This window comes from Coprococcus sp. RTP31081st1_H1_RTP31081_211007, assembly GCF_040227275.1.
In the GTDB taxonomy this organism is placed as follows: domain Bacteria; phylum Bacillota; class Clostridia; order Lachnospirales; family Lachnospiraceae; genus Coprococcus; species Coprococcus aceti.
Map to the genome: position 1 here is coordinate 771,133 of NZ_JBEHVP010000001.1, position 16,222 is coordinate 787,354.

The window sequence follows — 16,222 nt, forward strand, 5'->3', positions numbered from 1 at the left end:
AAATGGTATAATCAAAAGGATTATTTTTCCTAATAAACGGAACTTAATGAGAAATTTTTGACAGGAGATGTGAAAGTGAAAGATACTATCGAAATCAGATGGCACGGACGTGGTGGTCAGGGTGCCAAGACTGCTGCCCTGCTCCTCGCAGATGTGGCATTCAAAACAGGTAAATATGTTCAAGGATTCCCTGAGTATGGTCCAGAGAGAATGGGCGCACCTATCACTGCCTACAACAGGATCAGCAGTGAGCCTATCAGAGTACATTCCAACATTTACGAGCCACAGTATGTGGTTGTAGTTGACGAATCTCTAATCGAACCTGTACATGTGACTGCAGGTCTCGCCGAGGATGGCGCCATCATTATAAATACACCTAAGACTCCGGACGAGGTCCGTCCACTGCTCAAGGGTTACAAGGGCAGGGTATACACACTTGATGCCAAGGAGATCTCCATGAAGACTCTCGGCAAGAATTTTCCTAACTCTCCTATGCTTGCAGCCATCGTTGCTGTCAGCGGAATCATGGAGGAGGGACCTTTCCTCGAAGATATGAGACAGTCATATCAGCACAAATTTGCCAAGAAACCAGAGGTTATCGAGGGCAACATGGAAGCATTAAAGCTCGCCTTCAGGGAGGTAATGAAATAATGAGAACAGATATAAGCAAGATACATGACAATAGCAAATGGACAGAGCTCACACCTGGAAACCACGTATACGGCGGTGGCACATCCAAGGCATTTAACACAGGTGAGTGGAGGACTTCAACACCTGTCCTAGACGAGAGCAAATGCGTACACTGTCTTCTGTGCGCACCTGTCTGTCCGGATTCATGCATTCCGGTCGTATCAGGCAAGCGTCTCGCATTTGACCTGGAGCACTGCAAGGGCTGCGGTATATGCGCATACCAGTGCAAATTCGGAGCAATCACTATGAAGGAGGGCAAATAAATGGCTATAAGAGAACGTCTTTCAGGAAATGAGGCTGTGGCACATGCTATAAAGCAGATCAATCCGGATGTTATGCCTGCATTTCCTATAACACCTTCAACTGAGATACCTCAGTTCGTTTCAACATTTATCTCCAATGGAGAGATCGATACAGAATTTATACCGGTAGAGAGTGAGCACAGTGCCATGAGTGCAGCGATCGGCGCAGAGGCTGCCGGCTGCCGTACACTCACAGCCACATCATCATGTGGTATGGCTCTCATGTGGGAGGAGCTCTACGTGGCAGCGTCCAATCGTCTTCCACTTGCCCTCGCACTTGTAAACAGAGCACTCTCCGGCCCTATCAACATCAACTGTGACCACTCAGACAGTATGGGCGCACGTGATACAGGCTGGCTTCAGATATACGCAGAGAACAACCAGGAGGCATATGACAACTTTGTTCAGGCATACAGAATATCTGAGCACAAGGATGTCAGACTTCCTATCATGATATGTCAGGATGGTTTCATCACAAGCCATGCCGTTGAAAACATCACCCTCATCGAGGATGATCTCGTAAAGAAGTTTGTAGGTGAATACACCCCTGAGCAGTATCTGTTAAATCCTGAGATGCCTATGGCTGTCGGTCCTTACGCCACATCTCCTTACTATATGGAGACTAAGATGGCTCAGAACACTGCCATGAAGAATGCAAAGCAGGTTATTCTTGACGTTGCAAAGGAATTCGAGGAGATGACAGGCCGTCACTACGGATTCTTTGAGGAGTACAGACTTGACGACGCTGACTACGCCATCGTTATGATCGGTTCTGCTGCCGGAACAACAAAGGAAGCTATAGATGAGCTGAGAAACGAAGGCAAGAAGGTCGGACTCTTGAAGATCAGAGTGTTCAGACCATTCCCTGGTGAGGAGATTGCAAAGGCTCTCGCCCACACCAAGGCTGTGGCAATCCTTGACAGATCGGAAGGATTCAGAGCAGGCGGCGGGCCTCTCTCAGCAGAGGTCAAGGAGCACCTGTATGACATTCAGGCAACCACAAAGGCTGTCAGCTACATCTACGGTCTCGGCGGACGTGACTACACTGTGGACAGCGCCAAGGGCGTATTTGCACAGCTTGAAGACATGATAGAGAACGGTGCTGAGATTCCTCAGTATCAGTACATAGGACTTAGACAGTAGGAGGTAAGATGAAATGGCATATAATTTTAAAGAAATAATGAACAAGCCTGAGCGTCTTGCTCCAGGTCATAGAATGTGTGCAGGCTGCGGTGGTACGATCACTGTCAGAACTGTACTCCGCGCCCTTCACGAAGGCGACAAGGCGGTCATCGGTAACGCCACAGGATGTCTTGAGGTTTCAACCTTCATGTATCCTTACACAGCTTACGAGGACAGCTACATACACAACGCATTTGAGAACGCAGGCGCAACCCTCTCCGGTGTTGAGACAGCGTACAACGTTCTGAAGAAAAAAGGCAAGATAGATGACACATACAAATTCATCACATTTGGCGGTGATGGCGGAACTTATGACATCGGACTTCAGTCACTGTCAGGTGCCATGGAGCGTGGACATGACATGGTATATGTGTGCTATGACAACGGAGCATACATGAACACCGGTATCCAGCGTTCATCAGCTACTCCTATGTATGCTGACACCACAACCACACCAGTAGGCTCACAGTCAAATGGTAAGATGCAGAACAGAAAGGATCTCGCACAGGTCATGGCTGCCCACGACATCCCATATGTTGGACAGTCTACTCTTCTCGGCAACATGCGTGATCTCTATGAGAAGGCTGAGAAGGCCATATACACACCTGGCGCAGCTTTCCTCAACGTCATGTCACCATGTCCTAGAGGATGGAGATACCCTACAGAGAAGATCATGGACATCTGCAAGCTGGCAGTCGAGACATGTTACTGGCCTCTGTTCGAGGTTATTGAGGGCAAATGGATCCTCTCCTACTCTCCTAAGAAGAAGCTTCCTATCGAGGACTTCCTGAGAACGCAGGGAAGGTTCAAGCACCTGTTCAAGCCTGAGAACGAGCACCTTCTCGTTCAGTATCAGCAGGAGGTTGACCGCCGTTGGGAGGATCTGCTGTATAGATGTTCTAAGAATTAAATTGTATGACGGACAAAAGAAAGCCCACCCGGGGTATATAATCGATCACGTTTGTCTTCCTTCGTTTCAGCTTGTTTCTATCTGCATGCGGCTACGCACGCGATAAGGGCGTTTGCGTGCTTCGCCTTAGCAAGAAGCGCTGAAACTCAGTCGACTGCACTACCAATCGCTATATATACCCCGGGTGGGCTTTCTTTCTGTTTCCGTATATATTCTAATTATTAGAACGTCAAATCATATTTTTAATTTAATTCTGAACTGCTGATTGATACATGTTACACCATATGTATTTAAATGTCAGTTAAATGGCACCTCGTAGAAATCATTGAGAGTATATTGCGCATCTTCGCCATCTTCATCTTCGGTTGTTGTTTTCCAGAACATTTTAACCTTGGAGAAAGCCCTTCTTTCCCTCAGAGTCAAGAAGAATATGATATTCCATGCTGCCATCCTCGAGCACATAGTTCTGAACCAGTTCATCATCTCTGAACACTAGCTGTCCATTTTCATCAAGAACATTCCTGGCATAAAAGCTGCTGAGATTGCTAACCTCTTTTCCATCCAAAGTGCAATACATCATCACCTCCTTGACCTGCATATTAACAAACCGATATGACTTTCATATGTCCATTATAACAATTTACTACAAATATGTGCTATAGTGATATACATACATTACATGGAGGTAGAAAACCATTTGAATTGGACCGAAGGACTTATTAACGCAATTGATTATATTGAGACTCACCTTATTGACGGTGAAGTATTGGACCAAAATACAATAGCCATGCAGGCTTACTCTTCTCCCGACAACTTCAGAAAAGTATTTCATCTAATCACGGGATATACTATAGGGGAATATATCAGAAACCGCCGGCTTTCCCTGGCTGGAGAAGAACTCATTTCATCCAACCGCACGGTGACTGATATTGCACTTGAATACGGATATGACACACCCGAAAGCTTCACGAAGGCTTTCACACGCTTTCATGGAAACTCTCCAACTTATGTTCGAAATAACAAGTCCGGTCTCCATAATTTCACCCGGATTGTATTAAGGGTCACAGCAGATGGGGGATCTATGCTCAACTACAGAATCGTTAAGATCAACAACATGTGTATTGCCGGTTATTCCAGGGTTTTCACAAGCCTCGATACCGCGAAAAATAATGTTCTGATTCCAAAATTTACAAGAGAATGCTGCAGTCACAGCTGGGATAAACTAATGGAAATTAAATCCACTGATGAAAAACCAAATAACTGCTTATTCGGTTACAGATCAAATGATTTTATAAATATTGATAAGTTCAATAATGAAATTTCATGCTTTAATTACACATTTGGACGAATGATCACAAAACAAGAAATTTCCGGATTAAATATATCCGATTATTCGATAACAAGCATTCCTGACGGCGAATGGATCTGTTTTGACTGTTCAGATACTACTCCTGCCGGGCAGCAGTCACTTTGGTATAAAATTTACACAGAATTTCTACCATTTTCTCATTATAACATAGCGCCTGACATAACCTTAGAGTGTAGCAATGTATCATTAAAAAAGGAACAAAATTACCTTCTCCTGCAAATCCGCCCCGACAAGGTTTAACCATTGCTGACAGGTCATAATGCAACTCCTGTGATATTGTTTTTATAGTATTTCTCACTTATGTGATAATTACTAAATACAATCAAAGGAGGCCTTTTATGAAAAAGGAATTAACAATTTTGACCACATTCAGCATAGCTATTATATTAGTTGTCACCGGGTGTCAGCACTCGTCAGCATCTAAGAATGACTCTACTGTCACCCAATCGGTCACCAGCTATTCTTCATCCGAAGATACGTCAATCGAAGAAGCAACAACAAGTGAAACCTCAGTCAAAGAAATCACAACTGAGGAGCTTACTAAAGAAGCGCCAACTCCAACAGGTTTACTTCCAGAGGAACGTGCCAGCATAACCATGGGAAAACTCTCTCCCGAGCACATGTATTATAACGAGGTGACAACTCTTGATCCCGCCTGTGCAGACTATATCAACGAATTATCCATTTATGATGCTGAGATAGATGACACTTTTGTTGTCCATATATCTCTTCCACCTGATTATAACAAAGCAAGCTCATATCCAATGGTTGTTATGACCGATGGAGTCTGGAGACTCAGTGATCACCCTGAACTCAGACCTCTTATGACATCTGGCCAGATACAGGACGTTATCCTTGTCAGCATAGGGTATCCAAACACTTACAATTATGATGTCATCAGAAAAAGAGATCTCCAGACTAACCCTGATTCATTCCTGCATTTTATTGTAGATAACCTGATTCCTTACCTGGAAGAAATATACTCTGTAAACCCTGAAAATATGACTCTCACAGGACATTCCCTGGGTGGATACTGGGCTTACTACGCTCTGTTCCATAATGACACTATAGGAAAAAATACATTTGCAAATTATTATATTGGCAGTCCTTCCATGTGGGCAAATACTGACGGCAAATTCATGTCTACGTACGAAGAAGAATATTACAACAGAACACAGACTCTAAATGCTAATGTCTATGTAACCGTAGGTGCAGATGAGGATAAAAACTTCATATCTTCTATCGAGGATTTCTACAATGATTTACAAGAGAGAAATTATTCTGGCTTAAACCTAACCTACGAAAAAATAGAAGGCTATGACCATAACACAGTCTTTAAGCCTTCTATCAAAAATACTCTTCTTATGTTCTATAAAAAAGATTCCGAATAACTATCTGTAGAACCACCAGCATCCATATCTAGGCATGACTGCTCCAAGCTCGCGGAGTGTCTTGCCTGATATGAGATCGGTATATATGTCAGCCTGATCATCAGGCATAGTCCAGATGAGCTGATCCATGTTACTGAAGTTGAAAAATGCCCTCAGCTCATGTCCTGCATATTCCCTCACTATTCCGAGGACGCTTGCACATCCTGTCTCTATGGTGTAGACATTTGCATTACATGAAAATACATCATGCGATGCTCTTATATCCTCCATGTGGCGCAGCGCGTCAAATATCTTCATGGCTACAGGATCTTTATTTTCAACCTTGTCCCATGGGAAGTTTCCTCTGTGCAGATATCTGCTGTCCGCACATTTGTCCGGATCATTCTTATAAGTATAATCATTTGTCTGTCCTATCTCATCACCGCTGTACAGAACCGGGATTCCGCTCTGTGCCAGCAGGTATCCATGAAGCATGAGATCACAGGCAATGGCCTGTTCGATCTTGTCTGCATTTGCCTCGTACTGGCCGGCCTCAAGGCCTGACAGGGATGCTGTTGTTCCACACAGACGGGCATCTCCGAGTCTAGGATCATCGTTATAGAGCTCACCTCTGGAATCACTGTTGTATCCCTTTCCTGTGAAATAGTCATTCAGGAACTTCTTGTGTGCCACCTCATCTATGCCGAACTGTGCCAGCCAGTCATAGTCAAGTCCCCAGCCAATATCATCGTGGCATCTGAGGTAATTCAGGAACACATAATCCTTTGGAAGTGCACACACCTGATCCATCTGGCGCTTTAAGAGTCCCACATTCTTCGTGGCTATCGTATTCCACGTGGATGCCATGGTTGTCACGTTGTAGAGCATATGGCACTCTGGCTTGTCAACTGTTCCAAAGTATGGAACTACCTTGGAAGGCTCCATAACGACCTCTCCGAGAAGAAGGACTCCCGGACATACTATCTCACTGATTATCCTCATCATACGGACAAGAGTGTGAACCTGTGGAAGGTTACGGCAGTTTGTGCCTATCTGCTTCCATATATACGGAACAGCGTCGAGTCTGATGACATCTATACCTCGGTTTGCCATATAGAGCATGTTGCCGACCATGTCGTTGAACACCATAGGATTTGCATAGTTCAGATCCCACTGGTATGGGTAAAATGTAGTCATGACCACCTGATTGCAGTCATTTATCCATGTGAAGTTACCAGGCGCCGTAGTTGGGAATACCTCAGGCACAGTCTCCTCATATATGTTAGGAACGAACCAATCATCATAGAAGAAATATCTGGATCTTGCAACAGGATCTCCATTTCTCGCTGCCCTTGCCCACTCATGATCCTCACTTGTATGGTTCATTACGAAATCCAGACAGCAGCTTATACCCTGTCTGTGACACTCTGCAGTGAGGTCCTCCAGATCCTCCATGGTTCCAAGCTCAGGCTTTACCTTTCTGAAATCCGCAACAGCATATCCGCCGTCATCTCTGCCCTTAGGGCTTTCCAGCAGCGGCATAAAATGAAGATAATTCACACCACATGACTTCACATATGGAAGCTTTTCTTTTACACCCTTCAGCGTTCCCGCGAATGCATTTGTGTACATCATCATACCTAACAGATCATTCTGCTTATACCAGTCCGGATTCTTGACACGGCTTCTGTCCAGCTTCTTGAGATCAGCATTTCTCTCCTGATAATAACCATACAGAGAATCGCACAGCCAGTCAAATGCCTCCATATTGTTGTTATAGAGCTCGCAGTAGAGCCACTTGAGCTCGTCATATCTCTCATCAAATCTCTTTGTATATTCTGCAGTCTTTTTCACTGTCTTTGAACCTGCCATTTATCTTCTCCTTTTCTGACTATAGTCAATTAACTTATCATTCTCATTTTATTTACATAATCTGTATCATTACCGTACACAACCTGTTTTAATCTGTTGCCGTATTTTTATCTATTACTGTCTCTCGGCAATGAGCTTCTCAACCTCGGATCTCTCCGGCATAACCTTGAGTGCTCCCTTGCGTGTTGTGATGATCGATGCAGCAGCATTTGCGAATACAAGCATCTCTGTAAGCTTATCAGTGTCAAGATCTTCAAGTCCATTATCAAGTACATAATTCAGCACGCATGCACAGAAAGTGTCCCCGGCGCCTGTGGTCTCTATAGTATTCTCCTGGATAAACGGCTTTGCCTCAGCGACTACATCCCCGTAGTATGCACGGCTTCCATCTCTTCCCATGGAGAGAAGTATCAAAGGTATATTGTATGTGTCCTGAAGTATCTTTATACCCTCGTCAAAATCCTCTCTTCCTGTGAACCACTGTATCTCATTATCTGATATCTTGAGCACATCACACTGTCTCATACCCCAGTCAATCTGATCATGGGCCTCGTCCAGTGTCTTCCACAGAGGCTCCCTGAGGTTCGGGTCAAATGTGACGATGCATCCAGCCTCCTTTGCAGCAGCCACAGCCTTCTGTGTTGCAGCACGTGACACTTCATATGTCAGTGAGAGTGATCCGAAATGGAACAGCCTGGCATCCTTTATGATACTCTCATCCACCTCATCTGCGCTTAACATAATATCCGCTCCCGGATTCCTGTAAAATGAAAAGTCTCTGTCTCCGTCCTCGTATGTATGCACAAATGCAAGTGTTGTGTGTACATCCCTGTCAAACTTCAGATTGTCAGTGTTGATCCCGGCATCAGCCACAACACCGGCAAGCATTTTTCCAAGGAAATCATCCCCTACTTTTCCAACAAATGCAGTCTTCTTGCCAAGCTTCTGCAGCATAGCGAGAACATTACATGGTGCTCCGCCTGGATTGGCCTCCATCATCATATTGCCCTGGCCGCTGAGCCCGTTCTGTGTAAAGTCTATGAGCAGTTCTCCAAGTGCCACAACATCAAATCTCTTCATGGTACATATCCCCCTTATAATCTAAAATAAATACGTGCCTGTTTATTTAACTGTTTATCAGCAACAACAAATGTATGAAACATGTTTCACCATATATGTGTATTCTACATTTTATCATCGCCAGCCGTCAAGATGATTTTTAAAGATGTGTTGTTTTTATTATAGCAGACATACAATTTTAGCATATGGCGACATCTATAATATTCTTGTATTTATGTAACACGAGGCCTTGTAGATATTCATCTCAGTTCTACGCAATAGCATGCTCCAATTCGTTGCTCATAAAAAACATCCCCTGATCATCTGTAATCATAACCCGGGGATGTTCTCCTAATTCAACATGTATTCGCTTTAAATATATGGCTGTTTTGACATATACCGCATTGTATTTACAGTTTTGTCACATTTGCCGCCTGTGGACCCTTTTCACCGTCCACAACCTCATACTCTACTGTATCTCCCTCTTCAAGAACCTTGAAGCCCTCCATATTCAGTGCTGAGAAATGTACAAATACATCTGCTCCATCCTCATCACATATAAAGCCGTAGCCTTTCTTTGCATTAAACCATTTTACTTTTCCTGTCTTCATACTGCTTCCTCCTTAAAAACTACCTGGATTCTTATGATCTGGCTGGTCGTCACCCGCCTGATGTACAAAAAAGGGGCACAGAACGATATCGTTCTGTGCCCCTTTGCACTTACACTGACATTATATGACCTGTTGTCTCATATTGCAAGTTTATTTTTTGCGTGCTTTTATATCTTTCTTGATGTCATCAGCAACAGCCACCACTGACTTTTCTATATCTGCTATATCATCCTTTACCTCTTCTGAGATCTCAGATGCCTCCTTTTTCAACTCAGCAGTCTTCTTCTCGGCTTCCTTTTTCAGCTCATCTGCCTTCTTCTCCGCCTCTTTCTTCAGCTCAGCCGCTTTCTTCTCGGCATCCTTCTTTATCTCCTCAGCCTTCTTCTGTGCCGCTGCAGCCTTTCTCTTTGCTGCGTCCACACGCTTCTTTGCAGCAGCCTTGGCCTCAGCTTCCTTCTTCTCAAGCTCAGGTGTCATATCCGTGTAATCGTACTCAAACACAACTGTTGAGAGTGGCGGAACCGTGATGTCTATACTGTAAGGAGTTCTGGCATTCTTCTTGTCCACTGCCTTGACCGGCTTGCCGTTGAGTCTGCCCTTTCCGCCAAACTGTACATCATCTGAGTTGAGTATCTCCTTGTATGTCGTGTAGCACGGAACCGGTATACTGTAATTATCTCTCTCAACCGGAGTGAAGTTACATACGAAAAGCAGCTGCTTCTTCGGAGTTGAGCCTCGTCTTACAAATGAAAGTATGCTCATGTCTGGGTGATCGCAATCTGTCCACTCAAATCCCATTGGATCTGTGTCATTCGCATACATCGCATCATTGGTATTGTAAAGCTTATTGAGCGCTTTGACATACCTCTCCATGCCCTGATTGAGCGGATTGTCTAAGACGAACCAGTCAAGGCTTCTCGCCTCACTCCACTCTCTAGGCTGTGCAAATTCCTGCCCCATAAAGAGCAGCTTCTTGCCCGGATGTCCATACATGAATCCGTACGCAGTTCTGAGATTTGCGAATTTGTCCTCCTCGCTGCCAGGCATCTTTTCTATCATTGAACGCTTGAGATGAACTACCTCGTCATGGGATATGACGAGAACATAGTTCTCAGCATACGCATACGAAAGACTGAAAGTCAGCATGTTCTGGTTGTTCTGTCTGAAATATGGATCCATCTGCATATACTCAAGGAAGTCATTCATCCATCCCATATTCCACTTGAACAGGAAACCAAGTCCGTCCATGGATGCCGGAGCAGTTACACCTGCCCACGCTGTTGACTCCTCTGCTATTAGATATGCCCCCGGATTTCTCTCCTCCATGATGCTGTTTATATTCTGCATAAGTGCTATTGCCTCAAGGTTCTCGTTTCCACCATGTTCATTTGGCAGCCACTGTCCATCCTGCTTGCCATAGTCGAGATACAACATGGATGCCACAGCATCCACGCGGAGTCCGTCTATATGGAACTTCTCGACCCAGAACAGAGCATTTGCCGTGAGGAAGTTTGCCACCTCATTGCGGCCATAGTCAAATATATATGTGCCCCAGTCAGGATGCTCTCCTCTTCTTGGATCCGGATGCTCATAGAGAGGCATCCCATCAAAACGTCCAAGTCCGTGCGCATCCCTAGGAAAGTGTGCTGGCACCCAGTCTAGGATAACACTGATTCCCTTGCTGTGCATATAATCAACGAAATACATAAAATCTACTGCATCACCATATCTGCTGGTCGGTGCATAATAATTGGTAACCTGGTAGCCCCATGAGCCGTCAAATGGATACTCTGATATACCCATGAGCTCTACGTGCGTATATCCCATCTCATTGAGATAGTCTGCCACCATAGGAGCGAGCTCCCTGTATGTGTAGAAGCCTGCATCATCATCCTCAACCTTCTTGTGCCATGAGCCGAGATGCATCTCGTATATGGACATAGGCATGCGCATTCTGTCAGTACGGCTGATCTTGCTTCTATCCTTCATCCATGATGTATCCTTCCACTTATAGCTGCTTATGTCTGCAACCACTGAGGCATTTTCCGGTCTCATCTGACACTGGTTGCCATATGGATCAGCTTTGTACAGTATCTCACCATATCTGGTCATGATCTGATACTTGTACACAGCGCCCGGCTCCACGCCCGGCAGGAACAGTTCGTATATTCCCTCATTTGCCGTGATCTGCATAGGATTTACATTACCATCCCAGAGATTGAAATCACCGACTACACTGACACGTCTTGCATGAGGAGCCCACACTGCAAAGTAGGTTCCACGTACACCGTCTATAGTCATAGGGTGTGCGCCAAGCTTCTCATATATATTATAATGCCTGCCCTCCGCAAAAAGGTATGTGTCAAAATCCGTGATAAGCGATTCAAATGAATATGGATCTGCACTGTTTATAATGGTGCCATCCTCATATGTGGTGACAACATTGTACTTGTTGCCATCGTACTCCTTCTTATCAAAATAAATGGCGAACAGTCCTTCATTTGTCATCTGTTCCATGGTGTGTATCTTCTTACCTGTGCGCGATGTAACCTCTACCCTGATCGCCCCCGGCTTGTACACAACGATTATCTGACCTTCACCATAATCATGGATTCCCAGCAAATGCTTTGGCGCATTGATCTTGCTGGCAATGAGCTCATCATAGAGCACCCAGTTTATCCACTCCTCGATTCTTTTTCTCATAACTACCTCCCATTATGTAACCTTCTATCTGAATTTGTGTGGACGTGATTTCTTATAGCTTATAACCCTGACTATGATAGTAACCACAAGTCCAACAAATATCGTTCCAACATACACCCAAAGAACCTTCGTTCCCGTACCGGCCGGTATTATATCCGGCAGGACATCGTGTCCCGGAAAAAGCTCCGCATAGCTTTCTCCAAACACCATTCTTCTTATGCCATACATGATTCCGCTGCCAGATACCGCCATGGCTATGAAGCTGATTATTCCTATTATAACGCCTGCAGCGCCGCCCCATACAACACACTCATACAGTCTCCTTCTCCTTATGACTACAAAGCATGCCACCAGAAGCACAATGGATATGAACACACCATTGCTTGCCTTGGATTTGATGTCTGCAAGCTGTTCAAGCCTCATCACATTCTCAGTGGACAGATATACGTTGCCAAGCCTGTACTCCTGCTCGCTGTCCCCATCCAGAGCATCCAGCACGATACTGTATTCCACCCACGCATCAAATTCTGATAATTCCTCAGTCTGTCCGTTATTCATGACTGAACTTATCGTGCCGCTATTACTCGGCTTGTAGCTCTTCTCCGCAACCCTGCAAACGCTGAACGAACACATTATCGCCGTGGAGATGATCAGCAAGACCAGCGAAAGTGCCATTATCACCTGAAAAAATCTATATTTAAACATCTGTATATTTCTCTGCTTTTCCTGTATTATAATATGTATGGATCATTAAGACCCATTGCATATATGATACCATTTACCCCTTTTTATGTAAAGGAAAGTAACATGTTGTTTTACTTCATTTTTCTTAGGAAACAACATGAAAATAATCTGCGAAAATGCGCATTTTTTTGTTTTTTAGTCTTGACAACGAATTGCGTTTCATCTATTATATGTGAGTATGTTTACATTGAATTGTCCGTGTCCGGTTTTAATGTAAAACCTTATTATATTTAATTAGATTTTATGGAGGTAAGAATTTTGGCTAATATCAAATCTGCAAAGAAGAGAATCAATGTTATCGAGAAGAAGACACTTAGAAACAAGATGATCAGGTCTAAGGTTAAGACAGTTATCAAGAAGGTTGAGGCTGCTATCGCTGCTGGTGATAAGGTTGCTGCTCAGCAGGCACTTGTTGTTGCTACATCAGAGATCAACAAGGCTGCTTCAAAGGGCATCTACCACAAGAACAACGCTGCTCGTAAGGTATCACGTCTTGCAGTTGCAGTTAACAAGATGGCTTAAGCATCTGGCTGATAACTACATAACTTTGACACAAGGATTTGGATATATTAAACGGCTGCATATATTTGAACCAATCATAGTTATATAAAAAATAACCACTGTTTTCACAGTGGTTATTTTTTTGCCTCAATATCTAATATCATCACCAGTCTCCTACTGCATCTCACACAGCTCCACGATCATGACCTCCATCGCCGCGTTATCCATAACCTGTCCGGTCTTGAGCTTGTAGTCCATGTCCTGACAGTTCTCCACTATGTCTTTAAGCTGTGCCATGCTGTAGCCCCTGCACTGAGCCTTGTAATTCTTCACCGCCCACACCGGGCATCCTGCGATCTTCGCCAGGCTGGCGTCCTGCGCGCCATCTGATAATGCCATCTTTACCAGAAGGAGCTTGTTGAACTGTCTCATGATACATGCGTTTATCATGATCGCCGATTCCTTATTCTCAAGAAGATCGTGATACATACTGCAAGCCTTCTCCTTCTGCTTTGCAATGATGAAGTCTATCATCTGATACACCTTGCTCTCCGCATCCTGACTGCACAGAAGATCCACATCATGCTCGCTGACCTGCTTCGTGTCTCCGGCGTAGCTTATCATCTTGTCAACCTCATTCTTGATACAGTTCATATCCATGTTAGCAGCTTCGATTATCTTGTATATCGCCGTGTCTGTGGTGGCAACACCATCGGCACGGAACAGTGACTTCACCCACGTGACCATCATCTTCTCATCAGGGGTCGCAAAATCCAGAGCCTCTCCATTCTTGTCCACAGCCTTGAACAGCTTATACCTGGTGTCCACATCCATCTCTACAAATATGGCAACTGATGTATCCTCTATCTCCACCAGCTTCTTTGCAAAATCCTCGTTGCTGCTCTTGAACAGACCACTGTTCTCCACAAGGACAACTCTTCTGTCCGCAAAAAATGGCATCTCGTTGCAGAATGCAAGAAGCTCAGATGTATCGATCCCATTTCCGGCAAATTTCATAAAATTCAGATTATCGTCCTTATCAGTCAGAGCCGACAGCAGCTTATCTCTGTACTGGTTCACGAGATACCTCTCCTCCCCATACAGAAGATATATCTTGGCAAACTCCCCCGTCTTTATATGTTGGTTTATGACCGCCATCGCGTTCTTTTTTTCCTTTTTCTTTGTTGCAGCCATTACGTTTCTCCTTCATCAAGCTTATGTCTCACAATATGATTTTCAAAATACAGTACCAGTTTCTACCATAATTATATCTTATATGGCAAATTTGACCTGTTTTTCTATGTATTTTGATAATATCAGAGGTTATCTGACCTGTTTTTATAATCACATATTGATTATTTCTATAATGTCACTTTGGTTTTATAATCACCTACAGATTGTGAGTTTATGTACACTCACTCCAATAAACACAAATCTAATTATAACGGAGGTTCAACATGGAGACAACAGAAAGATATAAGTTAAATAAGGAACTTGCCCAGATGCTTAAGGGCGGAGTTATCATGGACGTTACAACACCTGAGCAGGCTAAGATCGCTGAGGCTGCCGGCGCTTGTGCAGTTATGGCACTTGAGAGAATCCCAGCAGATATCAGAGCTGCCGGTGGTGTATCACGTATGAGTGACCCACAGATGATCAAGGGAATCCAGAACGCTGTATCAATCCCTGTTATGGCTAAGTGCCGTATCGGACATTTCGCAGAGGCTCAGATCCTTCAGGCCATCGAGATCGACTACATCGACGAGAGCGAGGTTCTCTCACCAGCAGATGACGTATACCATATTGACAAGAGACAGTTCAAGGTTCCATTTGTATGTGGTGCCAAGGATCTCGGCGAGGCCCTCAGAAGAATCAACGAGGGTGCTTCAATGATCAGAACTAAGGGAGAGCCTGGTACAGGTGATATCGTTCAGGCCGTAAGACATATGAGAAAGATGAACAGCCAGATCGCTGAGATCGTCAGCATGAGAACAGATGAGCTGTATGAGGCAGCTAAGAAGCTTGAGGTTCCTTACGATCTCGTTCAGTACGTACATGAGAATCACCGTCTCCCAGTTGTAAACTTCGCAGCCGGCGGTGTTGCTACTCCTGCCGACGCAGCTCTCATGATGCAGCTCGGTGCTGAGGGTGTATTCGTAGGTTCAGGTATCTTCAAGTCAGGAGACCCTGCTAAGCGTGCTGCTGCCATCGTTCAGGCAACAACAAACTACAATGACGCTGACCTCGTCGCAAAGCTTTCAGAGGGACTTGGTGAAGCTATGGTTGGTATCAACGAGCAGGAGATCGCAATCCTCATGGCAGAAAGGGGTAAGTAATATGCAGGTTGGTGTATTGGCAGTACAGGGAGCTTTCGCAGAGCATGAGCATGTACTTTCCGAGCTCGGCGTATCATGCTTAGAACTTAGAAATGCCGGAGATCTGAACAAGCCTTATGACGCCCTGATCCTTCCTGGCGGTGAAAGCACAGTCCAAGGAAAGCTTCTCAGAGACAGCGACATGTTCGACACTATAAAGTCTCAGATCGAGGGTGGCATGCCGGTTCTTGCCACATGTGCAGGACTTATTCTTCTGGCACAGCACATCGAAGGTGATGACACTGTACACCTTGGCACTCTCCCTGTCACAGTAAAGAGAAATGCCTACGGAAGACAGCTTGGAAGCTTCCACACAGAGGCCGAGCTTAAAGGTATCGGTGAGGTTCCTATGACTTTCATCCGTGCACCTTATGTGGCTGAGGCTTCACCTGAGGTTGATGTCCTTGCAACAGTTGATGACAAGATCGTGGCGGTTAAGTACGGCAACCAGTTTGCCCTCTCCTTCCACCCTGAGCTTGACAGCGACTACAGGATCCACAAGGCATTTGTAGACAGTATCCAGTAATATATTGA

At 44.7% G+C, this 16,222-nt stretch carries 16 protein-coding genes; 9 read left to right on the forward strand and 7 right to left on the reverse strand.

What is annotated here, in order from left to right; translation table 11 throughout:
- Positions 1-75 precede the first annotated feature (75 nt).
- Genes ABUA31_RS03370 through ABUA31_RS03385 form a run of 4 tightly spaced genes read left to right on the forward strand, consistent with a single transcriptional unit; the run spans position 76 to position 3,084 of the window.
- Positions 76-651 carry a 2-oxoacid:acceptor oxidoreductase subunit gamma family protein gene (locus ABUA31_RS03370; RefSeq protein ID WP_022217194.1) on the forward strand — a complete coding sequence of 192 codons (576 nt, stop codon included), beginning with the start codon at positions 76-78 and terminating at the stop codon, positions 649-651.
- Complete coding sequence (locus ABUA31_RS03375) at positions 651-953, forward strand: 4Fe-4S binding protein (RefSeq protein WP_004848700.1); 303 nt, start codon at positions 651-653, stop codon at positions 951-953. Before ABUA31_RS03370 ends, ABUA31_RS03375 begins: the two co-directional genes overlap by 1 nt.
- Positions 954-2,135: a pyruvate ferredoxin oxidoreductase, alpha subunit gene (porA, locus tag ABUA31_RS03380; protein WP_015533185.1), complete on the forward strand. Its 1,182-nt coding sequence runs from the start codon at positions 954-956 to the stop codon at positions 2,133-2,135.
- 13 nt (positions 2,136-2,148) lie between these two features.
- Positions 2,149-3,084 carry a thiamine pyrophosphate-dependent enzyme gene (locus tag ABUA31_RS03385; protein WP_055143972.1) on the forward strand — a complete coding sequence of 312 codons (936 nt, stop codon included), beginning with the start codon at positions 2,149-2,151 and terminating at the stop codon, positions 3,082-3,084.
- Between the two features lie 385 nt (positions 3,085-3,469).
- On the opposite strand, the gene ABUA31_RS03390 is transcribed toward ABUA31_RS03385, so the two are convergent.
- Positions 3,470-3,661, reverse strand: coding sequence for a hypothetical protein (locus tag ABUA31_RS03390; RefSeq protein ID WP_055143970.1), 192 nt, complete (start codon positions 3,659-3,661; stop codon positions 3,470-3,472).
- A gap of 120 nt (positions 3,662-3,781) precedes the next feature.
- On the opposite strand from ABUA31_RS03390, the gene ABUA31_RS03395 reads away from it, so the two are divergent.
- Positions 3,782-4,693: an AraC family transcriptional regulator gene (locus tag ABUA31_RS03395; RefSeq protein ID WP_349818456.1), complete on the forward strand. Its 912-nt coding sequence runs from the start codon at positions 3,782-3,784 to the stop codon at positions 4,691-4,693.
- 98 nt (positions 4,694-4,791) lie between these two features.
- A complete protein-coding gene (locus tag ABUA31_RS03400; protein WP_349818455.1) occupies positions 4,792-5,844 on the forward strand; it encodes an alpha/beta hydrolase in 1,053 nt (350 codons plus the stop codon).
- On the opposite strand, the gene ABUA31_RS03405 is transcribed toward ABUA31_RS03400, so the two are convergent.
- The 5 genes from ABUA31_RS03405 to ABUA31_RS03425 form a co-directional block, all read right to left on the reverse strand.
- On the reverse strand, positions 5,845-7,695 hold the full coding sequence (locus ABUA31_RS03405; RefSeq protein WP_055143964.1) for an alpha-amylase family protein: 1,851 nt from the start codon (positions 7,693-7,695) through the stop codon (positions 5,845-5,847).
- 114 nt (positions 7,696-7,809) lie between these two features.
- Positions 7,810-8,775, reverse strand: a complete 966-nt coding sequence (locus ABUA31_RS03410; protein WP_022217187.1) for a PfkB family carbohydrate kinase — start codon at positions 8,773-8,775, stop codon at positions 7,810-7,812.
- A gap of 389 nt (positions 8,776-9,164) precedes the next feature.
- Entirely contained in the window at positions 9,165-9,365 is a 201-nt protein-coding gene (locus ABUA31_RS03415; RefSeq protein WP_015533189.1) for a cold-shock protein, read from the reverse strand.
- 150 nt (positions 9,366-9,515) lie between these two features.
- A complete protein-coding gene (gene glgB / locus ABUA31_RS03420; RefSeq protein ID WP_022217186.1) occupies positions 9,516-12,068 on the reverse strand; it encodes a 1,4-alpha-glucan branching protein GlgB in 2,553 nt (850 codons plus the stop codon).
- A 24-nt stretch (positions 12,069-12,092) separates the two neighbouring features.
- On the reverse strand, positions 12,093-12,773 hold the full coding sequence (locus ABUA31_RS03425) for a hypothetical protein (RefSeq protein ID WP_015533191.1): 681 nt from the start codon (positions 12,771-12,773) through the stop codon (positions 12,093-12,095).
- Positions 12,774-13,070: 297 nt separating this feature from the next.
- Between ABUA31_RS03425 and rpsT the strand changes: the two genes are divergently transcribed.
- Entirely contained in the window at positions 13,071-13,334 is a 264-nt protein-coding gene (gene rpsT / locus ABUA31_RS03430) for a 30S ribosomal protein S20 (RefSeq protein ID WP_349092953.1), read from the forward strand.
- A gap of 153 nt (positions 13,335-13,487) precedes the next feature.
- Here the strand turns inward: rpsT and holA are convergent, their stop codons facing one another.
- Entirely contained in the window at positions 13,488-14,507 is a 1,020-nt protein-coding gene (holA, locus tag ABUA31_RS03435; protein WP_015533192.1) for a DNA polymerase III subunit delta, read from the reverse strand.
- Between the two features lie 263 nt (positions 14,508-14,770).
- On the opposite strand from holA, the gene pdxS reads away from it, so the two are divergent.
- Positions 14,771-15,649: a pyridoxal 5'-phosphate synthase lyase subunit PdxS gene (pdxS, locus tag ABUA31_RS03440; RefSeq protein WP_004848658.1), complete on the forward strand. Its 879-nt coding sequence runs from the start codon at positions 14,771-14,773 to the stop codon at positions 15,647-15,649.
- Between the two features lies 1 nt (position 15,650).
- Entirely contained in the window at positions 15,651-16,214 is a 564-nt protein-coding gene (gene pdxT, locus ABUA31_RS03445; protein WP_349818454.1) for a pyridoxal 5'-phosphate synthase glutaminase subunit PdxT, read from the forward strand.
- The last annotated feature ends 8 nt before the right edge of the window (positions 16,215-16,222 follow it).